At 66.0% G+C, this 25,517-nt stretch carries 19 protein-coding genes; 6 read left to right on the top strand and 13 right to left on the bottom strand.

Annotation, left to right across the window (positions count from 1 at the left end; all coding sequences use genetic code 11):
• Positions 1-326 precede the first annotated feature (326 nt).
• Positions 327-2,207, top strand: a complete 1,881-nt coding sequence (locus ACRCUN_RS17370) for an ABC transporter family substrate-binding protein (RefSeq protein WP_462142922.1) — start codon at positions 327-329, stop codon at positions 2,205-2,207.
• Positions 2,208-2,256: 49 nt separating this feature from the next.
• Here the strand turns inward: ACRCUN_RS17370 and ACRCUN_RS17365 are convergent, their stop codons facing one another.
• Positions 2,257-3,528, bottom strand: coding sequence for a hypothetical protein (locus ACRCUN_RS17365; protein ID WP_462142858.1), 1,272 nt, complete (start codon positions 3,526-3,528; stop codon positions 2,257-2,259).
• Positions 3,529-3,684: 156 nt separating this feature from the next.
• Between ACRCUN_RS17365 and ACRCUN_RS17360 the strand changes: the two genes are divergently transcribed.
• Entirely contained in the window at positions 3,685-3,840 is a 156-nt protein-coding gene (locus tag ACRCUN_RS17360) for a hypothetical protein (protein ID WP_462142857.1), read from the top strand.
• A 368-nt stretch (positions 3,841-4,208) separates the two neighbouring features.
• Here ACRCUN_RS17360 and ACRCUN_RS17355 read toward each other — a convergent pair whose 3' ends face one another.
• Positions 4,209-6,425 (bottom strand): hypothetical protein, encoded by a 2,217-nt coding sequence (locus tag ACRCUN_RS17355; protein WP_462142856.1) that lies wholly within the window; start codon positions 6,423-6,425, stop codon positions 4,209-4,211.
• A 934-nt stretch (positions 6,426-7,359) separates the two neighbouring features.
• The gene (locus tag ACRCUN_RS17350) at positions 7,360-8,595 is read right to left on the bottom strand and encodes a chloride channel protein (protein ID WP_462142855.1); all 1,236 of its coding nucleotides are present in this window, start codon (positions 8,593-8,595) and stop codon (positions 7,360-7,362) included.
• A gap of 75 nt (positions 8,596-8,670) precedes the next feature.
• Between ACRCUN_RS17350 and mshB the strand changes: the two genes are divergently transcribed.
• Complete coding sequence (gene mshB / locus ACRCUN_RS17345) at positions 8,671-9,546, top strand: N-acetyl-1-D-myo-inositol-2-amino-2-deoxy-alpha-D-glucopyranoside deacetylase (RefSeq protein WP_462142854.1); 876 nt, start codon at positions 8,671-8,673, stop codon at positions 9,544-9,546.
• 106 nt (positions 9,547-9,652) lie between these two features.
• Complete coding sequence (locus tag ACRCUN_RS17340; protein ID WP_462142853.1) at positions 9,653-10,102, top strand: hypothetical protein; 450 nt, start codon at positions 9,653-9,655, stop codon at positions 10,100-10,102.
• Between the two features lie 4 nt (positions 10,103-10,106).
• On the opposite strand, the gene ACRCUN_RS17335 is transcribed toward ACRCUN_RS17340, so the two are convergent.
• Positions 10,107-11,636 (bottom strand): hypothetical protein, encoded by a 1,530-nt coding sequence (locus tag ACRCUN_RS17335; RefSeq protein WP_462142852.1) that lies wholly within the window; start codon positions 11,634-11,636, stop codon positions 10,107-10,109.
• Positions 11,637-11,904: 268 nt separating this feature from the next.
• Between ACRCUN_RS17335 and ACRCUN_RS17330 the strand changes: the two genes are divergently transcribed.
• Entirely contained in the window at positions 11,905-14,484 is a 2,580-nt protein-coding gene (locus tag ACRCUN_RS17330) for a bifunctional FO biosynthesis protein CofGH (RefSeq protein ID WP_462142851.1), read from the top strand.
• A 72-nt stretch (positions 14,485-14,556) separates the two neighbouring features.
• On the opposite strand, the gene ACRCUN_RS17325 is transcribed toward ACRCUN_RS17330, so the two are convergent.
• From ACRCUN_RS17325 to ACRCUN_RS17295, 7 genes are all read right to left on the bottom strand, one after another.
• On the bottom strand, positions 14,557-15,192 hold the full coding sequence (locus ACRCUN_RS17325) for an excalibur calcium-binding domain-containing protein (protein WP_462142850.1): 636 nt from the start codon (positions 15,190-15,192) through the stop codon (positions 14,557-14,559).
• A gap of 120 nt (positions 15,193-15,312) precedes the next feature.
• Complete coding sequence (locus ACRCUN_RS17320; protein WP_462142849.1) at positions 15,313-16,602, bottom strand: LLM class flavin-dependent oxidoreductase; 1,290 nt, start codon at positions 16,600-16,602, stop codon at positions 15,313-15,315.
• Between the two features lie 13 nt (positions 16,603-16,615).
• Entirely contained in the window at positions 16,616-17,839 is a 1,224-nt protein-coding gene (locus ACRCUN_RS17315) for an acyl-CoA dehydrogenase family protein (RefSeq protein WP_462142848.1), read from the bottom strand.
• A gap of 2 nt (positions 17,840-17,841) precedes the next feature.
• Positions 17,842-18,873, bottom strand: a complete 1,032-nt coding sequence (locus tag ACRCUN_RS17310) for an ABC transporter substrate-binding protein (protein WP_462142847.1) — start codon at positions 18,871-18,873, stop codon at positions 17,842-17,844.
• On the bottom strand, positions 18,870-19,586 hold the full coding sequence (locus ACRCUN_RS17305) for an ABC transporter ATP-binding protein (protein ID WP_462142846.1): 717 nt from the start codon (positions 19,584-19,586) through the stop codon (positions 18,870-18,872). The genes ACRCUN_RS17310 and ACRCUN_RS17305 overlap by 4 nt, the downstream gene beginning before the upstream one ends.
• Complete coding sequence (locus ACRCUN_RS17300) at positions 19,573-20,442, bottom strand: ABC transporter permease (RefSeq protein ID WP_462142845.1); 870 nt, start codon at positions 20,440-20,442, stop codon at positions 19,573-19,575. Before ACRCUN_RS17300 ends, ACRCUN_RS17305 begins: the two co-directional genes overlap by 14 nt.
• Positions 20,439-21,977, bottom strand: coding sequence for a rhodanese-like domain-containing protein (locus ACRCUN_RS17295; protein WP_462142844.1), 1,539 nt, complete (start codon positions 21,975-21,977; stop codon positions 20,439-20,441). The genes ACRCUN_RS17300 and ACRCUN_RS17295 overlap by 4 nt, the downstream gene beginning before the upstream one ends.
• 150 nt (positions 21,978-22,127) lie before the next feature.
• Here ACRCUN_RS17295 and ACRCUN_RS17290 point away from each other — a divergent pair, with 150 nt between their 5' ends.
• The gene (locus ACRCUN_RS17290) at positions 22,128-22,676 is read left to right on the top strand and encodes a YceI family protein (protein WP_462142843.1); all 549 of its coding nucleotides are present in this window, start codon (positions 22,128-22,130) and stop codon (positions 22,674-22,676) included.
• 81 nt (positions 22,677-22,757) lie between these two features.
• Here the strand turns inward: ACRCUN_RS17290 and ACRCUN_RS17285 are convergent, their stop codons facing one another.
• Together ACRCUN_RS17285 and ACRCUN_RS17280 are read right to left on the bottom strand one after the other, a co-directional pair.
• The gene (locus ACRCUN_RS17285; protein ID WP_462142842.1) at positions 22,758-24,767 is read right to left on the bottom strand and encodes an FAD-dependent oxidoreductase; all 2,010 of its coding nucleotides are present in this window, start codon (positions 24,765-24,767) and stop codon (positions 22,758-22,760) included.
• Positions 24,767-25,321: a PadR family transcriptional regulator gene (locus ACRCUN_RS17280; RefSeq protein WP_462142841.1), complete on the bottom strand. Its 555-nt coding sequence runs from the start codon at positions 25,319-25,321 to the stop codon at positions 24,767-24,769. Before ACRCUN_RS17280 ends, ACRCUN_RS17285 begins: the two co-directional genes overlap by 1 nt.
• Positions 25,322-25,517 lie beyond the last annotated feature (196 nt).

Genomic DNA, 25,517 nt, shown 5'->3' with positions numbered 1-25,517 from the left:
TGCAAATTAATGAAACACGTTCTAGTTACGCATCCCTATGTGCCGCCGTCCGGCTGAGTGGGCAGCTCGCCGGGCGGCGGGCACGCAAACGTCCTGTGGCCGCCGAAGGACGTGGACTTGGAGGCAAATGTGCAGGCAAAGCCGATAACCCGCTCGGGAACGAGCGGCGGCTGAAGTGTTGCTGCTTGGCGGTGACGACGCATAGGCGCAACGGTCCTTGAATGTTGCATAAATCAATTCAAATGGAAAACACGTCTAGTGATTTGCGCCGGGACGGGCAGGGATCGGTGCGCTTTTTCGTCCGATCGGTACGGGTCGATACCCTGATTGGCGTGCCGACAACCTGCCGCCGTGCCCGCATGACGATCGGCGCGCTCGTTTCGGTACCGGCGCTCCTGCTGAGCGGATGTACGGTCAGTCCGCCTCCTGCGCCGCAGAGCACCGAAACCTCGGAGACCACGCCGCCGCCACCGCCCAAGGCGACGCAGATCATCATGGCCATCGACTCGATCGGCCCCGGCTTCAACCCGCATCTGTTGTCCGACCAGTCTCCGGTGAACGCCGCGATCGCATCGCTGGTGTTGCCGAGTTCATTCCGTCCGGTGGCCGATCCCAAGTCGCCGACCGGATCACGCTGGGAGCTCGACCCGACGCTGCTGGAATCGGCGGAAGTGACCAGCGAGCAACCGTTCACCGTCACCTACAAGATTCGCCCGGAGGCGCAATGGACGGACAACGCACCCATCGCCGCCGACGACTACTGGTACCTGTGGCGCCAAATGGTCAGTCAGCCAGGAGTTGTCGACCCGGCCGGGTACGACCTGATCACCGGGGTGCAATCGGTTGAGGGCGGCAAGACGGCGGTCGTAACGTTCTCGCAGCCGTATCCGGCGTGGCGCGAGCTGTTCAACGACATCCTGCCCGCCCACATCGTCAAGGACATCCCCGGCGGTTTCGGTGCGGGGTTGGCCCGTGCGATGCCGGTCACCGGCGGGCAGTTCCGCGTGGAGAACATCGACCCGCAACGCGACGAGATCCTGCTGGCGCGCAATGACCGGTACTGGAGTGTGCCGGCCAAACCTGACCTTGTGCTGTTCCGGCGCGGCGGTGCGCCTGCCGCACTGGCCGACTCGATCCGCAACGGTGACACTCAGGTGGCTCAGGTACACGGAGGCGCAGCAACTTTCGCGCAACTGAGCGCCATTCCGGATGTACGCACCGCCCGCATCGTCACGCCGCGGGTCATGCAGTTGACACTGCGTGCGCAACAGCCGAAGCTGGCGGATGTTCAAGTGCGCAAAGCGCTTCTGGGGTTGGTGGACGTAGATCTGCTGGCCTCCGTCGGCGCCGGTGACGACAACACCGTCACGCTCGCGCAGGCGCAGGTGCGCTCGCCCTCGGATCCGGGGTATGTACCCACCGCCCCGCCGGCGATGGGACGCGATGCCGCACTGGACCTGTTGCGTGCTGCGGGCTATCAGATCGAGCCGCCTGCCACTGCGGAGCCGCCGACGTCGGAGGCGCCGCCGCCACCGGGAAACGACCGGCAGCGCATCACCAAAGATGGTGCCCCGCTATCGCTGGTACTCGGCGTCGCATCCAACGATCCGACATCGGTGGCGGTGGCCAACACCGCGGCAGATCAACTTCGTAGCGTCGGGATCGACGCGTCGGTGCTGGCGCTCGACCCGGTCGCGCTCTACGGCGATGCGCTGACCAACAACCGTGTCGACGCGGTCGTCGGTTGGCATCAGGCCGGGGGAGACTTGGCGACCGCGCTCGCATCCCGATATGGCTGTCGCGCTCTGGAAGCCACGGCCGTGGCGACTGCGGAACCGGGTACCCCCGCGTCGGCGCCGCCGAAGCCCACCACACCTGCCTCGGCACCGGCGACCACGACGCCGGCGACCACCGCGCCCGTCCCGGAGCCGGATTCGGGTGAACTGGTGCAGGCGCCGAGCAACATCACGGGCATCTGCGATCGCAGCATTCAGCCGAAAATCGATGGGGCCCTTGACGGTACGGAGGACATCGCCGAGGTGATCGAGGCCGTCGAACCACGGCTGTGGAACATGTCGACGGTCCTGCCGATCTTGCAGGACACCACGATCGTCGCGGCAGGCCCGAGCGTACAGAACGTGAGCCTGTCGGGTGCCGTGCCGGTCGGGATCGTCGGCGATGCCGCGAATTGGACGAAGACGCGATAGACGAACAGTGGACCCCCTCGAAGAGGAGGCCCACTGGTTCGTCGGTGAATCAGGCCGCGTCGCTCGAACCTGAACTTTCACCCGAATTGGATGAGCTGCTTGAGCTTTCGTCCTTGTTCTTCGCACTCTTGCCCGACAATCCCTCAGCGGCCTTCTTGAACCCGTCGCTGACGTTCTTGACGGTGCTTCGGATGTTGTCGCGGACCTGCTTGAGCGGGTTGGCCCGATCCGGCTTGCTGGTCGTCCCGATCTTGCCGGGTACGGCCACCGGGCTGTCCTTCACGACGTCGGTGGCGACCGGCGAGGTGGTTTCTGCGGCGGGCGCTTCGACCTCTGCGACGGGCGCTGTCACATCGCTTCCCGATGCCGGCGCTGACGTCCCCTCGGTTCCCCCGGTTACCGCGGTTTCGGTCGAAGTGGCTGCCGCACCGGAATTTTCGGCTGGAGCGACGTCGAGTGTGACCACCTTGGCCGCCGAATCCAACGTGGCATCCGCGGCTGCACTCGGCGCTTCCTCCGGTGGCCTGATCGCCGCCGCGAGGGCCTCGCGAGCTTGTCGCAGACTCGACAGGAGGCCCAGATTGGGACCGAACACTCCACCGCCCAGCTCGTTGCCGTTGAGGAAGGCATCGGTGATGACGGCGGGCGCGCTGAGTAACGCGTTGACGACGCCGAGGGCGTCGCCATCCCTGATCGAGTCGACGATGTCTTGGCCGACATTGCCTGCGACGGTGATCGTGGTGTAGGCGACGTTGAGCGCGCCGAGTAACGGCATGACCACGATGAGCGGGTTGTTCAGAATGTTCAGCGTGTTCTGAACCGGTTGTTTGACGGCATTGATGATCGGCTCCAGCAGGGGAAGGCCGACGTTCAAGACCGGAGTCAGGAACGCGCTCCATGCATTGGCCACCGCGCCGTTGATGTCACCCTCGAGGAGGTCGGACAACGCCAACCGCAACTGCGCCGGAACGCCATAGGGGTTGGCCGGGTCCAAAACGTTGATGAGTCCCTCGCCGGCCCCCTGCAGGCCCTCGAAGAGAGACTCTGCGGTCGCGAGCTGGTTCGCGATGATCTGCCTCAGAACCGGCGCGGGATTTTCCAGTTCCGCGCTGATCGTGGCCCCGACGTTGGTGACGGTGTTGGTCACCAGGGCGAGATAGGCCTCGAGCGGATTTGCTGACGCCGACAGTTCGACCTGGGCTGACGAAATCGCTGAAACCGTGACGTCCGGTATGGGTGGAGCAACCGGGCTGATCGCGATGGCACTGGCCCCGACCAGTGCTACGCCTGCCGCCAGATAAGAACGTGCAGCGACTTGCATGGGATCTCCTTACCTCGTTGTAAAACCCCCGGCGAAGCAGAAGCTACCTGAGAGTAAGTTAATAGTTCGGCAAATTTCGGAAACTTGCATTCATCACTGCGTTGCCGGTTACCGAGATCGTTAACATAGGAAACTAGCTCGTCAAGCTGCATGTCAGTGGGCATTCTCGGCCGCATTACCGCCGCCGGTCGCGAATCCAGCGAGAGGTTTTGCATTGAAATTTTCAAGACCGGGCAATGTCTTGTCGGTGCAGTTCTCATTTGCTATGTGGCGCAGATCACACCAGAGTTGCTGGTTGATCCCGCGAACTGAACGGGATGTGTTGTTTGCGCCGAGCCGCGCGCTGAGCGGGCCGTCCGGGACCGCCAGAAACAGGAGGTTGAAGGCTCGCCAAAATGCGGTCGAGCCGTTGCTGTGAAGACATCTATTCAGCGTCGGTGGGGTTCGCCGGACTGTTGCGGCGGCAAGCGCCTGTCAGCGGCCGCCACTTTTGCGTTCTGGCGGTGCGGCGGTCGCAAGGTGCCGTCGATCGGGGGTTGTCCTGAGTAGCGCCTGAGAGTTGTCAGCACCGGGTTGGTCCCGAAAACGCGAAGCGGCCCCGTTTCCTGTGGGATCAGGGGCCACAGGAAACGGGGCCGGGTACCGGGATGCGTTCAAGCAGGGGAGCCCGGGACTACCACCTACTCGCCACCGTTGTCGGAACCTCCGTCCTCCCCGCCACCGTTGTGCTCGGCGCGCTGTGCTTTGCGCTCTGCTTTGTCGGCTGCGCGCTGTTGCTTGCGCTCTGCCGCCTGGGCCTTGCGCTCGGCCGTGCGCTCGGCCCGGGTCGACTGCTGGTTGTCAGCCCGGTCCGCCTTCTGCTCGGTGCGGGTTTCCTTTCGGTCCTCGGTCTGCTCGTTGCGGAGCTGCTTGCGCTCGTCCCGCTCCGACGGTGCCGGCGTGTCATCGCCAGCGTCCTCGTCGCCGTCGACGGTGCCGCCGGACGGTGTCTCGCCGCCGCCTGCGGTGCCGTCATCTGTGCCTTCTTCACCGGTGCCGGTACCCGTTTCACCGGATGCCGTATCGGTGCCGCTGCCCGCGTCCACCGACCCGCCTTCAGCGGTACCGGCCGAGGTGTTGTCGCCGGTTGTGGCCGAGCCGGAGTCACCGCCCACCGTGGCGTCGTTGGAAACGACCTTGACGTCGGCGTCGGCTGCGTCGGTAGCCACCGAGACGTTGACGAGTGTCCGCGACTGCGGAACTGCCGACGGCCCAACGGGTGCCGGCTCAGCGTCGGGAACCTCGAATCCGATGGCGGCGAGGAAGCCTGCGGTCAGTGCCGTTGCCGCGGTCTGGCCGGTGGCGGCCAGGGATGCGGCGATGTCGCTGAACGCCATGGCGCCGATGTCGGCGACGTCGGCCAGTCCGGCCAGGCTGGCGTTGAAGGCTGTCAGGCCACCCAGGGTGAGGTTGCCGATGGCGTCGCGGACATTCGCCGGGCTGACGAGTGTCGCGGCGGTCGCGGTCGCCTCTTCGACTGGCGGTTGGAAGCCGATGGCGGCGAGGAAGCCCGCGGTCAGTGCCGTTGCCGCGGTCTGGCCGGTGGCGGCCAGGGATGCGGCGATGTCGCTGAACGCCACGGCGCCGATGTCGGCGACGTCGGCCAGTCCGGCCAGGCTGGCGTTGAAGGCTGTCAGGCCGCCCAGGGTGAGGTTGCCGATGGCATCACGGATGCTGTTGGGGCTCACCAGGGTTGCGGCGGCCAGCGTGCTGGTCTGCTCCTCGGTCGGGATCTCGAAGCCGATGGCGGCGAGGAAGCCTGCGGTCAGTGCCGTTGCCGCGGTCTGGCCGGTGGCGGCCAGGGATGCGGCGATGTCGCTGAACGCCACGGCGCCGATGTCGGCGACGTCGGCGAGCCCGGCCAAGCCGGCATTGAACGCGCTCAGGAACCCGAGCGTGAGGTTGCCGACGGCGTCACGCACGCCCGTCGGACTCACCAGCGCTGCCGCGGTGGCGGGCGCCTCGGCATCCGGGACCTCAAAGCCGATGGCAGCGAGGAAGCCCGCCGTCAGCGCGGTGGCGGCCGTCTGGCCCGTTACGGCCAGGGACGTCACGATGTCCGAGAACGCAACGGCGCCAATGTCGGCGACGTCGGCCAAGCCACCAAGCGTCGCATTGACGGCGGTCAGGAAGCCCAGTGTCAGGTTGCCGACAGCGTCGCGCAGGTCATTGGTGCTGACCAGCGTCGTGGCCGCGGCCGCCGCGGCGGGTGCCCCGGCATCGGGGACCTCGAAGCCGATGGCGGCCAGGAACCCGGCCGTCAGCGCGGTGGCGACGGTCTGGCCCGTCAGCGCCAGCGAGGCCGCGATGTCCGAAAAGGCAATGGCGCCAATGTCGGCCACATCAGCCAACCCGCCCAAACCGGCGTTGACGGCGGTCAGGAACCCCAGGGTCAGGTTGCCGATCGCGTCGCGGATGTCGGCGGTGCTGACAAGGGTGGTCACCGCTGCTGCAGAGGCATCTTCACCGTTCGGGATCTCGAAGCCGATGGCCGCGAGGAAGCCTGCCACGAGAGCGGTGTTGATCGTCTGCCCGGTCGTGGCCAACGACGATGCGATGTCCGAGAACGCCACCGCTCCGATGTCTGCGACGTCGGCCATGCCGGCCAGCGTGGCGTTGAACGCCCCGAGCCCGCCCAGTGTCAGGTTGCCGATCGCATCGCGGATATCGGCTGTGCTCGGCAGACCCAACAGCGCTGAGCTGAGCGCTGTCGGTGTGTAGTCGGCGTACACCGACGACATCTCGTCCGCCTTGATCGTGATGTCAGGCGGCGTGGGAGCGATCGGGCTGGCAATCAATGCCGTCGCTCCAACAGCCGCGATGCCTGCGGTCAGATATGACCTAGCAGCAACTTCCATGGCTTCCCCTCTAGGTGATTTGTACCCCGACGAGCAAAACGTACCTGAGAGCAACCTGAGTAACCAATAAATTTCGAGAAATTATTTCGAGCAGATTTCGCGTCCTTTTCCGACCTTTGCTCAAGATCAAATTTGATCTGTAGCGACACAAAGTTTTGACGACGCGAATTGTCAATATATGGCAAACATGGTGATGGTTTCGATGCGAGACGGCTTCCGCAGCGACGGCCTAGTGGGGCGATTTCGCTGAATTCGTTCGTCGCTGCGGATGCTCGACGTTGTCGCGGGTGTCGTTGTGCGAGTGCCCTGTTGCGAGAATCGCGTGCGTTCGCAAGTATTTCGGACAGCTCATCAGCGCTGCGACGGCAACCTTGGGGATCAGCTATCCGCCGCCTGGCCGCGTCCACGCCCGCCGGGTGTTAGCTAAAAATGCAGGTAATGGAACTGCTGAGGCACCGGTGAGTGGGCGCCGCCGGCGTGCCGCAGGCCTGTGCTCGGCCCGCCCGGCGTATGGGGGCAGGGTTGGAGGCGTTCTTCGCGGCCGTGGTTGCCGGGTTTTGTCGTGCACGCCGAGGGCGGTGACTACTCGTTTCGGCATGGCTCATGCCGGGGTTCGCGGCACCGGCTCGAGCCGGACGCGGACACTGCTGGTGGGCAGGCCATTTACTTACTAATCCGTCAATTCGGCTAATGCGTGCGCGGCCTCCGGCGGCGGGTGTACGTTTGCAACGCTGGCCGCTGCAATGTAATTGCTATAAGCGTCAGTAGGGTCTGGTTCTGCATCTGTAAGGGGCCTTGTCGCCCCGAGGTACCCCCAGATTCTGATTGCAAGCTGAGTGCCCAGCAAAATTCTCTCAGTCTAAGTTGGCTAATTCGTCCTGGACCGTTGACCCACGCGGCCGCATCGGCCTTTCCGCAAATGAAGTGACGACCGTCAAGGGGTGAAGGCCCGTGCTCTGCGCTCGGCAAGCAGTCGCAATCCGTGGGCCGCTGCCGCCGCGACGGCGAAAGGCAACAGCACCCACCATGGCGGCCGTGCCAGCTCCCAGACGAACAGGGCCGCCCACAGCGGTGCACGTTGCGTGATCGCCAATACGCCGGCTGCGCATGTCAGCGATACCGCAGCGACGCTCACATGGTGTTCGGTCAAGCCGTTGATGCTCAGGGCCACGATCGAGCCCAGCGCTGCGCCGGTGGCCAAAGCCGGAGTGAGCAGTCCGCCGACCGCGCCCGCGCGGAGATAGACCGCAGTGAGAACGGGTTTGAGGAACAGGATCACCAACGCGGCGCCGATCGTCATGCCGCTGTCGAGACTTACTGTGAGAATGCTCTTTCCGTTGCCCGGCAGCTCCGGCCACCACACCGAGCAGATCCCGATCAGTAAGCCCGCGGCGGCGATACCCGGAATGATCAACCAGGACTTCGTCGCCGTGGCGGGTCGGGCCAGCGTCATGATCCGGTTGAACGCCAGGCCGATCCCGAGCGCGAACGGCGCCAGCAGCAGTGCGAAACCTGTTAAGAGATAGGACAAATGGGGGTCGGGCCAGTCGAGTGGCACCTCAGCGTGGGTCACCGGCGAGGCGATCGCGACGGCCAAGCTCGAGGTGATCAAAGCGGCCCCGAACGCACGAGGATGCCAGGTCTTGAGCATGATTCGCGTCGCGAACAACGCGCCGCCCACCGGCACGCTGTAGACAGCGGCCAGTCCAGCGCCCGCAGCGCACGCGAGCAGAATCTCCCGGTCGCGCGCCGTCAGCGACCAGCGGGAGGTCCCGAGGTCGCCGAATGCGGCAGACAGTTGCCGGGGAGCACCTTCCCGTCCGAGTGACGCACCAGATCCGACGACGAGCACCTGCAGCCCCGCGTCGATCGACAGCGCCGTTCGAGGGACCCGCCCGTGCGCGGAGATGACGTCAGACAGTGCGGGCACGGTGGTGTGCCGGCGCAGCAGCCACCAGCCGAATCCGGCCAGCGCGCCGCCGATCATCGGTCCGACCGCACGCCGCACCGGGCTGCTGCCGGTGACTCCTTCGAGCAGTGAACCGAAGGTGTAGTGATAGGTGAGGTGTTCGACCGCGTGTAGGAGCAGCGTCGTCGCCACGCCGGCCAGACCGGCAAGCAACCCGATCACGACAATGCTGCAACCGAACTCGAGCTCACGTCGATTCACCCGCTGAATCTATGCCGACTCGAGAGCTCACGACGCTCGCGACGTTTCGCGTGGTGAGGCGTAGCGTCACAGGCGATGCCAACGCACGCGAAACCCCGTCTGCTGTTCGTCCATGCCCACCCCGACGACGAAACTCTCACCACCGGTGGAACCATCGCGCATTACGCCGCGCTGGGGGCCGAGGTGCGGGTCGTCACTTGCACTCTCGGGGAAGAAGGTGAGGTGATCGGCGATCAATATGCCCAACTGACCGTCGACAACGCCGACCAGCTCGGCGGTTACCGCATTGCCGAGCTCACTGCGGCCCTGCAGGCGCTTGGGGTGGACGGTCCGCACTACCTTGGCGGAGCGGGTCACTGGCGCGACTCGGGCATGGCCGGCACACCATCGCGGGACGGCCGCCGGCGGTGGGTCGACGCCGACATGACCGAGGCGGTCGATGAGCTCGTCGCCATCATCGGTGCGTTGCGGCCGCACGTCGTCGTGACGTACGACCCCAACGGGGGTTACGGGCACCCCGATCACATCCAGACCCACCGGGTCACGACCGAAGCCGTCGCTGCGTCGGCCGACGCAGTTGGCTGGGCCGTGCCGAAGTTCTACTGGACCGTCATGGCAACGAGCGCAATGGGTGCCGGGCTGCAGGCCGTCAAGGACCTGCCCGATGGCTGGATTCGGGTCAATGCCGACGACGTTCCCTTCGGCTTCTCCGACGACCAGATCGACGCCGTCGTCGACGTATCGGCACATCTGCCGGCCAAGGCAGCCGCCATGCGGGCGCACGCCACCCAGGTGACCGTGTCGCCCAACGGCGATGCCCTCGCCCTGTCCAACAACATCGCGCTACCCCTCATAGGCGAGGAGCATTACGTGCTTGTCACCGGCGAGCCGGGGGAGCGCGACGCGCGGGGATGGGAAAGCGACCTACTCGCCGGATTGAATCTGGAATAGGCGAAACCACACGCGGTAAGCTCCGGGCAGTCGTCGAAGGGATATCCATGGACCCCGATCTGGATCCGAACCTCCAGCACTGGCAGGACCGGGCAGACAACTTCCAGTGGGTGGTGGGCTCGCTGGTGTCGCTGCTCGACAGCATCCCGACCTGACCTCGACCAAGGCCCGCGTCGTCGAGACCGATGACGCGCATCCGGTGCTGGCCGGAATCGTTCTGACACTGCTCGCCGTCGACGGCGTCATCTCGGCCGTCGTCGGCGCATTGTTGTTGCCGTCGTATATCGGCGAAGTGCCATTCCCCATCAGCGCAGCCATCAGCGGGGCGGTCAACGCTGCGCTCGTATGGGCTGCGATGGAGTACTCGGATTCGCTGCTGCGCGGCGGGCTGCCGCTGTGGACGTGGCTGGCCGCCGTCGTCGCGATGACGTTCGGCGGACCAGGCAACGACTTCATCTTCGCCGGATCGGGAATCTTTGCCTACGGCGTGCTCATCTTCATCGCCGTGGGCGCCCTACCGGCAGCGTGGCTGTTGCGGCGGCGGTACCGCCGCTAGCCCGCTAGTCGGACTTCTCCGACTTTTCCTTCTTGTCGGCCTTGTCGGCGCCGGCCGGCTTGTCCTTCTTGGCCGGCTTCGTGGATTCGGACTTCTTGTCCGTGGTCTTGTCGGATGCCGTCTCAGAGCCCTTGTCGGACGTCTTGGTGCTGGCGGCGCCCTTGGTCGCATCCTTCACCGCGTCGCGGATGTTCTCCGACACCTTCTTCACGTCAGCCGTCGTCTTGGCGACCGTCTTGTCGACAGCATCCTGCACGTTCTTGGCCAACGTCCGCGCGGGCGTCGTCGCAGAGGACCCCTTGGTTTCCGTCGCGTCGGTGTCCGGGGCGGTCACGGTGTCGGCGATGGACTCGGTCGCGGTCTCGTCGGCCGACTTCACCAAGGTGCGCACCGACTCGGGGACACCGGTGATGCCTGCCGTTTCGGTGTCGGCGGCCAGGTCGGGCGTGAAGAAATCGATCTGCTCGCGGACGTAATTGCCGAGTGCGTCGACCGATGCGGACCCATGGTCCACCGCGCTGTCCACCACGAACCGGGCCTGGGTGCCGAGCGCCCGCAACGGACCTTCACCGTTGCGCAGAACGTCGGTCAGGAAGCCCTCGGGGACGCCGATCAGATCGTTGACGAATCCGACTTCCTGGATGGACAGGGAGTTGAGGAGGTCGTAGTTGATGTTGATCTGCTGGTTGATGACGTCGAGCCCCAGGCCCGCGAACACGGGCTCGATGGCGTTGATGACGCCCTCGGTGACGGCCTGCGATGTGGCGAGGGTCAGATTGTTCGCGGCGATGGCGGCGTCGGTGGCGGCTTCGACCGGCGGCAGAATGAGGTCACCGATCAGGGATGGCAGCGACGCGACCGTCGGTGTGGCGGCGAGCGTGGCCGTCTCGGCGAGGTCCGCCGCGAGGAACGGACCCTGCAGTGGCGGCCGCGGGGGGTAGGGCAGCGGCGGGAGTGGGATGAAGGTGCCCACCACGTCGATGCCGAGCCAGACGAATGACAACGCGACGTCCACGCCGAAGTCGACGAGGTTCGCCACGATGCCGCCGTCGCCGCGCAACCAGTCGGTGAAATTGAAGACCGCACTTGCGACGAGGGACTGCCCGAAGTTGTAGCCGTCCATGAGCAGGCCACCGGCCCAGCCGCCGACCCAGGGAATCCAGCCGAGCGCGTAGGCGCCGAGTTCGAACCCGTACTCCACCCACGGCTCGAAGGTGACGTAGATGTTGTCGATCGTGTTGGCGAGGTTGGGGGCGATCGCGAGCGCGGTCGGCGCTGCGGTCACCGCCGCGGCCGGGGCTGCCCCCGTCGCGCCGGAAGCGTCACCCGATGGCGGCGCAGGCAGTACCGCCGTCATCCGGCTTGCCGCGGCCAGCAGGTCGACCATGGCCTGCGACAGCTGCGGCTCGGCAGAAACCGAGTGTGCAGGCACGGCGATGTCGTCCGGGGTTACCTGAATCGGAGTCAGGGCAAGGGTCGTCGCAGTGGCCGCGGCGGCGCCTGCCATCAGGTATGAGCGGACAGAAACGTTCATGACAGCACCCCTGAAATCCCTCCCCGACCCACAACAAACCTAACGGTGATCTTGACCTTACTTGCAGAAATCGCCAAGTCCGCGTGCTGGTGGCAGCGCGTCATATAACGGCTTGAGAACAAGCGCCGAACACATCAGGACCGGCAGGACGCCACGGCGTCCGAGGCTGGGACTACTGTGGCTCCCATGTCCGGCCTATGGCAGGCTCCGTTGGTTTCAGAATGTGAGACGCGTGGATGAATGTGGACAACGGCGGGGTTACACGGAAGTGGCTCTAGACCCCCAGCACGGCGCAGATCTACCCAGCCCCGTGGTTCCACCGAAAGCCGGAGTGTCCAGTCCTGCCGCGTTGCGGCGTGTGCTGCGGCGAGCGCGTGACGGTGTTGCTCTCAACGTCGACGAGGCCGCGATCGCGATGACGGCCCGTGGCGAGGACCTTGCCGACCTGTGTGCGAGTGCCGCCCGGGTGCGTGATGCCGGATTGACGTCGGCGGGCCGACTCGGCGCGAACGGCAGGCTGCCGGTCAGTTACTCACGCAAGGTGTTCATCCCGGTCACGCATCTTTGCCGCGACACCTGTCATTACTGCACGTTCGTCACGGTGCCCGGCCGGCTGCGCAGCCAGGGCATGGGCATGTACATGGAGCCCGACGAGATTCTCGACGTCGCACGTCGCGGCGCTGAACTGGGCTGCAAGGAAGCGCTTTTCACCCTCGGTGATCGCCCGGAGGCGCGCTGGGACGAGGCGCGGCAGTGGCTTGACGAGCGTGGATATGACTCGACGCTGGACTACGTGCGGGCGATGGCTATCCGGGTGCTTGAGGAGACGGGGCTGCTGCCGCACCTCAATCCCGGCGTGATGAGCTGGTCGGAGCTCTCGCGGCTCAAGCCGGTCGCGCCGTCGATGGGCATGATGTTGGAGACGACGTCGCGGCGGCTGTTCGAGACGAAGGGGCTGGCCCATTACGGCAGCCCCGACAAGGATCCGGCCGTGCGCCTGCGCACCCTCGATGACGCGGGGCGGCTGTCGATCCCGTTCACCACCGGCCTGCTGGTGGGTATCGGTGAGACGTTGGCCGAGCGCGCCGAGACCATGCACGCAATCCGCAAGTCGCACAAGGAGTTCGGTCACGTCCAGGAAGTGATCGTGCAGAATTTCCGGGCCAAGGATCACACCGCGATGGCGTCGGCTCCCGATGCGGGCATCGAGGATTTCCTGGCGACGATCGCCGTGACGCGGCTGGTGCTCGGACCCAAGATGCGCATCCAGGCACCGCCCAACCTCGTTTCGCGCGAGGAGTGCCTGGCCCTGATCGGTGCCGGTGTCGACGACTGGGGTGGCGTGTCGCCGCTGACCCCCGATCACGTCAACCCCGAGCGCCCGTGGCCCGCGCTCGACGATCTCGCCGACGTGACGGCCGAGGCCGGCTACGACCTGGTGCAGCGGTTGACCGCTCAGCCCCAGTACGTGCAGGCGGGTGCGGCCTGGATCGACCCGCGAGTGCGTGGACACGTCGATGCGCTGGCCGATCCCGACACCGGTTTCGCACTCGACGTGAATCCGGTGGGCCGGCCGTGGCAGGAGCCCGACGAGGCCTCCGAATCGTTGGGTCGTATCGATCTGCACGAAGCGATCGACTCCGAGGGGCGGCTCACCGAGGCCCGCAGCGACCTCGACAGCGCGTTCGGTGACTGGGAGTCGATCCGGGCCAAGGTGTCGGAGCTGGCGGCCCGGGCACCGGAACGTATCGACACCGATGTGCTCGCGGCGTTGCGTTCGGCGGAGCGTGACCCGGGCGGCTGCAGCGACGACGAATATCTCGCGCTGGCCACTGCCGACGGTCCGGCGCTGGAAGCCGTTACCGCGCTTGCCGATTCACTGCGCCGCGATGTCGTCGGCGATGACGTGACGTTCGTGGTCAACCGCAACATCAACTTCACCAACATCTGCTACACGGGCTGCCGGTTCTGCGCGTTCGCGCAGCGCAAGGGCGATGCCGACGCATACTCGCTGTCCACTGACGAGGTCGCCGACCGGGCGTGGGAGGCGCACGTCGCCGGGGCGACCGAGGTGTGCATGCAGGGTGGTATCGACCCCGAGCTGCCGGTCACCGGGTACGCCGATCTCGTCCGGGCCGTCAAGGCGCGCGTGCCGTCGATGCACGTGCACGCGTTTTCTCCGATGGAGATCGCCAATGGTGTCACCCGCAGCGGGCTGTCGATCCGCGAGTGGCTGACGTCGCTGCGCGAGGCCGGGTTGGACACCATTCCCGGCACGGCGGCCGAGATCCTCGACGATGAGGTCCGCTGGGTGCTGACCAAGGGCAAGTTGCCGACGTCGATGTGGATCGAGGTGGTGACCACTGCACACGAGGTGGGGCTGCGTTCGTCGTCGACGATGATGTACGGCCATGTCGATCAGCCCCGGCATTGGGTTGGGCACCTCAACGTGCTCAAGTCCATCCAGGATCAGACCGGTGGGTTCACCGAGTTCGTGCCGCTGCCGTTCGTGCATCAGTCCTCGCCGCTGTATCTGGCGGGTGGTGCCCGGCCGGGGCCCACGCACCGCGACAACCGAGCCGTGCATGCGTTGGCCCGGATCATGTTGCACGGCAGGATCTCTCACATCCAGACCAGCTGGGTCAAGCTCGGCATCGAGCGCACTCAGGTGATGCTGCGCGGTGGTGCCAACGATCTCGGTGGCACGTTGATGGAAGAGACCATCTCACGCATGGCCGGATCGGAGAACGGCTCGGCCAAGACCGTCGAGGAACTCGTCGCGATTGCCGAGGGCATCGGCCGCCCCGCCCGTCAACGCACCACCACCTACTCGCCCCAGGCCGCTTAACTAGCACCGCGAGCGTGCGCGTCTGCCGCTGGACACGCCGTGATGAGTCGGCAGTTGGCGCACGCTCGTGGGCTACGAGAGTGCGCTCGCACGCGTCAGGCAATTGACATCATGCCCGTCGCCGGCGGTGCCCGAGTCCACGAGTCGGCCATCGAGAATCTCGCACGCGAGGGTTCCCGCGTCGCCCATCACCGGGTCGGCGCCGACCATCTGCTCGCCGCTGCCGCTGCTGGTCAGCCTCGCCTGCCCGCCGCAGTATGAAGCGGTCTGCAGGGTTCCGGCGTCTCCGGCCGGTGCGGTGATGTCGATGCAGTCGGTGCCGGTCCAGTTGACGACGGTCGTGAAGCCGCCGCCGGCGATCGGAGGCGCAGCGGGCACCTGATTGGTCGGGGCTGTGGCGACCGGCGCCCCGCCGTACAGCGGCAGTCCACCACCTGCATATCCACCACCGCCGCCACCACCGCTTTCGCATGCGACGCCATCGCCGTCGCGATCTAGTTTCGAGCTGTAGCCGGGCTGGCCTGCGTATACGGGGGCGGCTCCTGCCGCGCGGGCCGCCGCGCAGTTGGGGTATGCCCCCGCCGTCGGCGCGGTGAACACAGCGAACAGAGGTGCGACGACTGCGCTGCACGCCAGTCCCACGATGAAGGTGCGCATCGATGTTCCGATCTTGAAATTGACCTTGACGACAATTGTCGTCGTCGGCACATCATGCACGAAGTGGGATCGAGTGGGTGCTGGTTTCGGCTGGACCGAGTGACCGCAAAATGCCCGGCTATCGCGGCGTGTCGGCGTACAGACACGGTCGCTCGCGGTGCAAGGGGAGGGCTAACTCAATCCGAGGTTGCCGCGCAGTGTGGTGGCCTCGTATTCGCGGCGGAAGAGGCCGCGGCGCTGGAGCTCGGGAACGAGGTGCTCGACGATCGACCGCAAGCCGTCGGGGAAGAAGTCGGTGTTGAGGTTGAACCCGTCGGCCGCGCCTGCCGTGAACCACTCTTCGATCGAGTCGGCGACGTGTTCGGGTGTGCCGACGATGTTGCGGTGGCCGTTCGGATTGCGTTGCAGCAGTTGGCGGACCGTGAGCTCCTCGGCGCGGGCGAGTTCGAGCACAGCAGAAGCGAATCCGATGCCGGCACGACTGGAACCGATCGAGTCGATCTTGTCCCACGGCAACTGGGCGTCGAGCCGCAGGTCGCCGACGTCGAGACCCAATATGGCGCTGAGTGATTGGAGCTCGCTGTCGAAGCCGACGACTTCGTCGAGCCACTGTTTGCGGTCCTGCGCCTCCTGCTCGGTGCTGCCGAGAACCGGAAACAAGCCGGGCAGGATCACGATGTCGTCCGGTTTACGGCCATACCCGGCGGCTTTCGACTTCAGCGTCTGATAGAACTCGCGCGCCGCACCCACGGTGTGATGCACCGTGAACACCGCGTCGGCGTGCCGAGCGGCGAGCTCGACTCCTTGTGGCGAGCCGCCGGCCTGCAACAACACCGGACGGCCCTGTGGTGACCGCGGCACGTTGAGCGCACCGTCCACACGAAAGTACTTGCCGCGGAAGTCCACCGGACGTATCCGCGTGGCATCGGCGAACTTGCCCGACGCCTGATCGGCGACCAACGCGTCGGCATCCCAGGATTCCCACAGTGCGATCGCAACGCGCACGGATTCCTCGGCACGGCCGTAGCGTTCGTCGTGTCCAGGTTGTTCGTCGTAGCCGAACAGCCGGGCCGATTCCGGCGCGCGGGTCGTCACGACGTTCCACGCCGCCCGGCCGCCGGAGACATAGTCGAGTGAGGCGATCTTGCGGGCGATCGTGTACGGGTGCTCGAAACTCGACGACACCGTCGCCACCAGCCCGACGTGCTCGGTCACCCGGGCCACCGCTGTCAGCGGGACGATCGGGTCGAGCGCCTGCCACGGCCGCGAGACCGACGGCGCCCCGTAGTCGAATTCGTCGGAGAAGAAGACCGCGTCGAGCCGTCCGGCCTCGGCCAGCCGACCGATCTCCTCGTAGAAGCCCAGGTCGAGGAACCCCAGCGGATCGTTGGCCACCCGCCACGAAGCCGGGTGGCGCCCACTGCTGTTGACGTTGATGTTGAGATGCAACTGCCGTGTCATCGTTCCTCCGGGCTCAGTCGTCGGCGAGAGCCGCGAGTGGACGCAACGGATGGGCCAACGTCCACGGATCGGCCACCGACTCGTCGATCAACCACTTGCCGACCGCATACGGCTTCCAGCGCACCGCGTCGTGCAAGGTGTGGGTTCGGGCGTCGCGCCAGTACCGGTCGAGGCCGAGCGCGGGTTTGGTGGAGCTGGCGCCGCCGATGTCGAACAACGCCGACGTCACGGCCAGCGCGGCCCTGGTTGCGACGACTTTCGCCTGCGCGACTTCGTAGAACCCCTGGAGTACGGCCGAAAGTCCGGACGTGTCAGTGAGTTTCGCCAACTGTCTCGCCGCTGACTCCACGGCACGGCGTGCGGTCCAGGTGGTGATCCGGAGTTCGCCGAGGGCTGCGACACCGATCGTGTCGTCGCGGAACTCGCGGTGCTCGGCACCCCGCCCGGCGTGTACCTTTCTCGCGAGGGCGACGGCCTCCTGCAGCGCGCCCTCCGCCAGACCGACGTCGATCGCGGCGTGTACCACATGGTTCAGGCCGGAGTGCCGGTACTGGGCGCGAGTGCCCGGCAGCGGTGCCAGGATCTGTGTGGCCTCGACTGTGACATCGTGGAACTCCACTGTGCCCGAGCCGGTGGTGCGCTGCCCGAAACTGGCCCAGTCGTCATGGATCTCGACACCTGGTGTGGTTCGGGGTATCACCACGGTCTGCGGCCGGCCGTCGTCCCCGCGGGCGATCACGGTGATCAGGTCGGCAAGCAGGGCGCCGGTCGAATACACTTTGCGCCCGGATAGCGTCCAGGCTCCGTTGCGTTGCAGCACAGTCGTTTCCGCCTCACCGGGTGGGCGCTCACCGGGTTCGGCGGCCGCGTTGCCGAAGAAGGCGCCGGAGCCGACGGCGGTCAGAAACTGCGTCCGCTGCGATGACGGCGCCAACCGTAGCCGCTCGACGGTGCTGAAGTGGTTCTGCGGGATCTGCCCGAGGCTGCCGTCGGCCGAGGCGAGCATCATGATCGCCTGGGCCAACACCTCCTGGTCGAACCCGAGGCCACCGAACTCCACGGGGGTGGTCAGCGCCCAGAAACCGATGCCTCGCAAGCGTTCGATCTCGTCGACGGCGTATTGGCGATTCCGGTCCCTAATCGGGGCGCCCGCGCGAATCTCGTCGACGGCACTGCTGAGCTCGTCCAGAAATGCCTCGGGCGTGCGGGTCTTGGTGGGCGTGCGCGTGGGGACCATACCTACTTCACCGGTGCCGCGGCTTGTGGACCCTGGGCCTTCTGCGCGTCGTTGTAGCGCGGGTCGTATTCGATCGCCACGTCTACCGGCTTCTTGAGCACTCCGCCGGCGTGCAGTTCATCGGCCACGGCCTGTTCCTCGGCGACCAGCGCGCTGTCAAGCTTGCGGAACGGGCCGCTGCGCACCTGGTACTCGAATTCGGTTCGTGCATCGCTGAGTTTGAGCGTGGATTTAAGGGTCTGCTTGACCGTGTCCGGATTGTCGTCGTACCAGGTCCAGAACCCCGACAGTCGGGTGAAGAAGTCACGCAGTGCCTCATCCTTGGCAGGATCGGACAGCACATCCGTGCGCGCGGTCCACACGTTCAGAGCGGGGATCTTGGTGTCCCGCTCGGACAGCAGGATCTTGGCGTCGCCCTTGGTGATCGAGTCGAGAATCGCGGCCTGCCCGCCGGAGTACACGTCGACCTGACCGGAGTTGAACGCGGCGGCCGAGGCGTTGCCGTCGTTGAATTTGACTGGCTTGATGTCGGACTCGGTGAGTTTTGCCCGCGACAGCGACACCAGGTACTGGGCGTGGTTGTAGCCGCCGAAGTTGTAGGCCCATGTGTGGCCGCGGAGGTCGGCCAGGCTGTTGATGCCTGAGTTTGCGCGCACGGCTGTCACCAGCGGCGTGTAGCGGGGGTCGAAGCCGTTGCGCCAGCCTGCGACGATCTTGAGCGGCACGGTCTGCTCGGTCCAGTCCTGCGGCGCGTTGGCCTGCTCAATGGTCAGCGACGTATCGCCCATGTGGCCGACGTCGATGGTTTTGCCGTAGAGCGCCGACAGGTTGGCGGCGGGCCCGGCGAGGATCGCCCACTCGACGTCGTAGGGCGCGCCGTCGAGCACACCCGATTCCTTCACCAGGGCGGGTATGCCGTTGTCCTGGTAGGCGATCACCAGTTTGGTCCGGCCGCTGTCGTCGCCGGACGAGCAGCCGGTGAGCAACGCGATCACAAGCGCGAGAGCGGTCAACGGGGCCAGTATTCGGGTCATATGGGTTCTTTCACGTTCGTGCCGAGGCCGTCGAGCACCTGGCGTTTGATGGCGTTGAAGGCGGGGGAGGTGACGTCGCGCGGGCGGGGCAGGTCAACCGCCAGGTCGGCCTGGACGAGCCCCTTCCCGAGCACGACGATCCGGTCTGCCAGGAGTACGGCTTCCTCGATGTCATGGGTCACCAACAGCACGCCGACCTGATGCTCCTGCCACAGCGTGGTGACGAGATCCTGGGCGGTCCGCCGCGTGAATGCGTCGAGCGCCCCGAAAGGTTCGTCCAGCAGCAGTAATTCGGGTGAGCGAACCAGTGCCCGCGCAAGACCGACCCGCTGGGCTTCGCCGCCGGAGAGGTTCTTGGGCCAGGACTGTGCCTTGCCGGCAAGCCCGACCTCGTCGAGCGCTGCGAGTGCGCGCCGGTAGTTGTCGCCGCGTATCGACGTGCTGAGCGCGACGTTCTTCCACACGCGCTGCGCCTGGATGAGCCGAGGTTCCTGAAAGACCACCGAGGTACGCGACGTGATGCTCACATGCCCGGCCGTGGCGGCCTCCAGTCCGGCGAGGATGCGCAACAACGTCGTCTTACCGGTGCCGGACCGGCCCAGCAGCGCCACGAATTCGCCCTTGCGCACGGTCAATTGGAAGTCGTCGAGGATGACCTGGTCGCCGTAGGTCTTCGACAGACCGGTCAGGTCGATGACATCACTTGCCGTCATGGGTGGACCTCCACGGCAACAGCAGATGCTCGAGCAACCGCATGATGACGTCGACGACGATGCCGAGCGCCGCGTACACCAGGATTCCGGCCAGAATGATGTCGGTGCGCTGAAACTGGTTGGCGGTGTTGAGGATGTAGCCGATGCCCGACGTCGTGTTGATCTGCTCGGCGGCGACCAACGCCAGCAGCGCGGTGCCTGCCGCATACCGCCATCCGACCAGGATCCCCGGCATGGCGAGCGGGACGACGATGAGGCGGATGGCCTCGGTACGGCTGAGTTCGAAGGTCTGGGCGACCTCCAGCAGGCGCCGGTCGATGCCCCGGATGCCGTGATAGGTGTTCAGGTACACCGGAAAGATCGACGCCCCGACGATCAGGGCTACTTTCGATTCCTCGCCGATGCCGAACCAGACGACGAACAACGGCACCATCGCGATGAACGGGATGGTGCGTAGCATCTGCAGCGGCGCGTCATACACACGCTCGGCGACCGACCACAACCCGGCCGCGACACCCAGGATCAGCCCGGTGAGTCCGCCGATCAGCAGCCCGAGCCCGGCCCGCTGCAACGAAATGGGAAGCGCGGCTTGAAGATCGCCGGTCGACCACAGCTCGCCGTAACTCTTCAGGATCGTCAGGGGCCCGGGCAGAACGGTTGGACTCAGCCAGCCCTGCCCGGACACCAGTTGCCAGGCGACGAGCAGCAGTATCGGCACGATGAAGCGCACACCGAGCGTCCGGGTGACTGACCGGCGAGGACGGCCCGATGCGGCGGACGGCCGGTAGTCGCGTTCGACGATCGCTGCCGGGTCGGGTGAGGCGGTGCCCTGTGGCGCGGCGACGGTGGCGGTCATCGGTCGTCGACGCTGTCGAAGTCGAAGAAGGGATCGCCGTCCGAATCACGCAGCAGCGACAGCTCCCATGCGAAATAGGCCTCGTACCAGGAAGCCCGTTCGGGGCCGAAATCCGGTGGGCCCGTGCGGTCCACGATCGCGCCGGCATACTCGGGGTCCGCGGTGGTCAGCGCATCGGCCGCCGCCTCGATGCCGCCTTCGAGCACCGAGACCGCCGACGGCAGCGTCGCCGCGACGTGTTCGGCGGCGAAGTCGGCGTCGCCGACCAGCACGATGCGCGCGCCGTCGGCGTCGGCGATGATGTCGTCGAGGTGCTCGCGACGGGCGTGGAGCGACCCGCGCAGGTGACCGGCGTCGTACCGCGTCGAATCGCGCAGATCCACGAGCCGGACCGGTTGTTGCTGCACTTCGCTCCACGAGATCCGCGCGACGTCGGGCAGCGGTATCTGGAATCGGTTGCCGGGCAGCACATCTTCATCGGGCGTGTAGGCGACGACCGCGAGCGGCCCGTCGTGCAGGAATCGCAGCCACTGCGTGGTGTTGGCGGCTCGCACGAAATCCGGGGTGTCGACCAGAATCACTCGTGCGCCCCGGACCGCGATGAACTCGTCGGTGCCTTGTACGAGCTGCCCGCCGGGTGCCGAGATGGCCGCGGCGAAGTGCTGCTCGGCGAACTCACCCGGCGTGCGTACGTCGAGGAGATAGGTGGTGGCCTTGGTGTCGTCGAGGTGCTGGGCGACTTCGGCGACGGTGAGAACCTCGGCGCCGGCCTTCGCCAAGGTGCCGGCCGCCCACTGGGCGAGCTCCGGCGTCACCGCTTCCGGAGCGGGGATGTCGGATTCCGCGCCGAAGGCCAGCGCGCGACCGGACTTCTCCCACGCCGGGGTGCCGTTGTGCAGCGAGAAGACCGGATTGCGAATCCCGGTGTTGATCAGCGATTGGGCGCCGACGATGCCGCGGGTGCGGCCGGCGCAGTTGATCACCACCTTCGTCTGCGGATTGTTCACCAGTTGGGTGCCGCGGTAAGCGATCTCGGCTCCGCCGCCCGTGTTGTAGCCGCCGGGGATGTGGTGGTGGAGGTACTCGGCCGCCGGACGGCTGTCGAGGACGATGACGTCCTCGCCGGCTTGCCGCCACTGTTGCAGGGTGTCGCTGTCGATCGTGGGCGTCGCGTACGTGCGTTCGATCCACTCGCCGAGAGTCTTGCTGCGGACATTCGTACCGGTGTAGATCCGGCCGCCTGCGCTCTTCCAGCCGTCGACGCCGTTTTCCAGGACCTCGACATTGCGGTAGCCGAGCCGTTTGAGGAGTTCGGCGCCGCGCTCGTCCACCTCGGGCCGCCCGGCGAGCACGATCAGCGTGTCCGGCCGCGGGACGAGAGCAGTGATGTGCTGCTCAATGTCATGGAAAGGGAGGCCGGCGCTGATCGCGATGTGGCCATTGCTGCGGTCGAGGGGCGTCCGCAGGTCCAGGATGGCGATCTCACGGTCGCGCTTGGCGAGGAGATCCAGCAGGTGATGGGCGGTTATGGGCACGTCGGCCAACAATGCTCCGAACTCGCAGGCCGGGCGACGGTTGTAGTCACCCCGATTTGAAACCAGAATCCGGGAATGGATTCGGACCACGGTCCGGTTAATCTCTTTGAAGGCGCCGGACGGGCCGGCCCTCGAAAGCAAGGAGACCTCATGACCGTTGCAGTAGCCACCGACCTGAGCGCTGGCACCTGGGCGATCGATCCGGTGCACTCGTCCATCAGCTTTTCGGTCCGCCACCTCGTGGTGAGCAAGGTCCGGGGCAAGTTCGACACGTTCAGCGGAGCCATCACGGTCGCCGAGGACGGCACCCCCTCGGTGACCGCCGAGATCGCCGTGGACTCCATCAACACCGGCAATGAGCAGCGTGACGCCCACCTGAAGTCCGCCGACTACTTCGGCGCCGACCAGTACCCCGTCGCGACGTTCAAGTCGACTTCGGTGACCGCGAACGGCGACAACTACGTCCTCGACGGCGACTTCACCCTCAAGGGCGTCACCAAGCCGGTCAGCCTGGAACTGGAATTCAACGGCGTCAATCCCGGCATGGGCCACGGTGCGGTCGCCGGCTTCGAGGCATCGGTTGTGCTCAACCGCAAGGATTTCGGTATCGACATCGACATGCCGCTGGAGACCGGTGGCGCCGTCGTCGGCGACAAGGTCACCATCACCCTCGAGATCGAGGCTCTCAAGCAGGCCTGAGTTGCAGGCGCGAGCGTGCGCAAAATGCTGCTGCTTGACGGCGTGTCGGGCCGCAGACGCGCACGCTCGCGGTGCAAGGGGCTAGAGCCGGGCGGCCAATTCAGTGCCCTGGCGAATGGCGCGTTTGGCGTCGAGCTCGGCCGCCAATGCCGCTCCACCGATGACATGGGGCGAGATTCCGTGCTCGCGAAGCCCGGCTTCGAGGTCGCGGACCGACTCCTGCCCGGCGCAGATCACCACGTTGTCGACGGGAAGAACGCGAGCATCGGTCCGGTCGGCCCCGAAGCTGATGTGCAGACCCTCGTCGTCGATGCGTTCGTAGTTGACGCCGGATAGCTGGTGCACGCCTTTGGCTTTCAATGACGCGCGGTGCACCCAGCCGCTCGTCTTGCCGAGATTGCGGCCTTGCGGACCCTTGGTGCGCTGCAGCAGATACACCTCGCGGACGGCGGGGGCGGGCAGCGGCGTCACCAGTGCACCGCGGGCCTCTTGCGGATCGGCGGCGCCCCATTCGGCTTTCCATTCCTTGAGGTTCAGCGTGGGGGATTGATCGGTCGTCAGGAACTCGCTGACATCGAATCCGATGCCCCCGGCGCCGATGACGGCGACGGACCGGCCCACCGGAGCGCCCATGATGGCCTCGGCGTAGGTGAGCACCTTCGGATGATCGATTCCGGGAATGTCGGGCATTCGCGGCGTGACGCCGGTGGCCAGCACCACGTCGTCGAATCCGGCAAGCTCCTTGACACCGGCGCGCACGCCAAGCCGTACGTCCACGTCGTGCTTGTCCAGCATGGTGGTGTAATAGCGGATCGTCTGGTCGAACTCCTCCTTGCCGGGAATCCTTCTGGCCAAGTCGAATTGACCGCCGATGGTAAAGCCGGCCTCGAACAACGTCACCCGATGGCCACGTTGGGCGGCGCTCACCGCGGTTGCGAGCCCGGCCGGGCCCGCGCCGACGACGGCCACCGATCGGGCGCGGCGCGTCGGGCCAAGGATCAACGACGTCTCACGACCGGCCCGCGGATTGAGCAGGCACGACACCTTCTTGTGCACGAAGGCGTGATCCAAACATGCCTGGTTGCAGGCGATGCAGGTGTTGATCTCGTCGGCATGGTCGGCGGCGGCCTTGCGAACCCAGTCCGGATCGCTCAGCAGTGGCCGCGCCATCGAGATCAATTGCACGTGGGTATCGGCGAGGATCTGTTCGGCCGTCTGCGGCATGTTGATGCGGTTGGACGCCACGACCGGGATGCGCACGTGTTCGGCCACCGCGCTACTGATGTCGACGAATGCGCTGTTGGGCACCGACGTGACGATGGTCGGCACCCGGGCTTCGTGCCAGCCGAAGCCCGAGTTGATGATCGTCGCCCCGGCCGCTTCGACTTCCGTTGCCAGCGCGATGATCTCGTCCCAGGTCTGGCCGTCTTCGACATAGTCGGCCATCGACATGCGGTAGCAGACGATGAAATCCGTTCCGACGGCCTGTCGAACGCGGCGCACGATCTCGACGGGGAACCGGCGCCGGTTCGATGGCGAACCGCCCCACTTGTCCGTGCGCTTGTTGGTGCGGAGAGCAAGGAACTGATTGAGCAGATATCCTTCGCTGCCCATGATCTCGACGCCGTCGTACCCGGCTTCGCGGGCCAGCAGTGCGCACCGGACGAAGTCGTCGATGGTGCCGTCGACATCGCGCAGCGCGCGGGGGCGGAACGGATTGATCGGTGCCTTGATGGACGAGGCACTCACCGAAAACGGGTGATAGGCATAGCGTCCCGCGTGCAGGATCTGCAGCAGGATCTTGCCTTCCGCGTCGTGGACGGCAGACGTGATCTTGCGGTGTCGTCGTGCCTCGGTCGACGACACGAGCTGTGAGGCGAACGGCAGCAGCCAGCCTGTTTTGTTGGGAGCGTATCCGCCGGTGATGATCAACCCGACGCCGCCGCGGGCCCGCTCGGCGAAGTACTCGGCGAGCTTGCCGGTGTCGTGTGCGCGGTCCTCCAGGCCGGTGTGCATCGAGCCCATCACCACGCGGTTGCGTAGGGTGGTGAAGCCAAGTTCCAACGGCGATAACAGGTTTGGATAGCTCATCAAGGCTCCCTCAGTGCGGCTGAGACTTCGGAAAGCCAGTCGATGGCGCTCTCCTCGGCGCGGATCCCGCCACGCAGCACCAAATACTGATGTAGAGCACTGCCACTGAGCGCCGCTGGATTCGGAAACTGTCGCTTCTCGTATCCCCGGTAGGTGTCCAGCAGGGCAACGCGTTCGGCGCGTAGCGCGTCGATCTGAGACCGCAGCGCGGCGACGTCCCCGTATGCGGCCGCGCGGACTTTCACGGCCAGGTCACGCGTTCGGTTGTCGGCCACCGAGCCGCCCCGGCCGCTCAAGGGTTCGGCGATCCAGCGCGCCAGCTCGGCGCGGCCGGCGTCGGACACGGTGTAGACCTTCTTGTCCGGACGCCCGCGTTGAACGACGGGCGTGACGTGTACCCAGCCATCGTTCTCCATCGCTCGGAGCGTGCGGTAGATCTGCTGGTGCGAGGCCGCCCAGAAGTAGCCGATCGAGCGGTCGAACCGATGGGCGAGTTCGTAACCCGAACCGGCCTGTTCGCAGAGCGACACCAGGATGGCGTGTGGCAGGGCCATGTCCGCACAGTAGGCGGTACCGGTGGTCCTATGCAACAAGTTGCAGTGCAGCAAAGTGCATAGGGGGTGGCTACTAGGCGAGGTGTATCTGCAACGTTTAGTATCAGTAACCACGCGCCACCCATAACTGGGCGGCGCGTGAAGTTAGGGCACACTGAGACGCGCGTCCAAGTATGGGCAACGCATACTGTCGCGA

It is taken from the genome of Mycobacterium venezuelense (genome assembly GCF_054919535.1).
The sequence above is the reverse complement of the archived record's forward strand: the minus strand, read 5'-3'. Positions and strand labels throughout refer to the sequence as shown.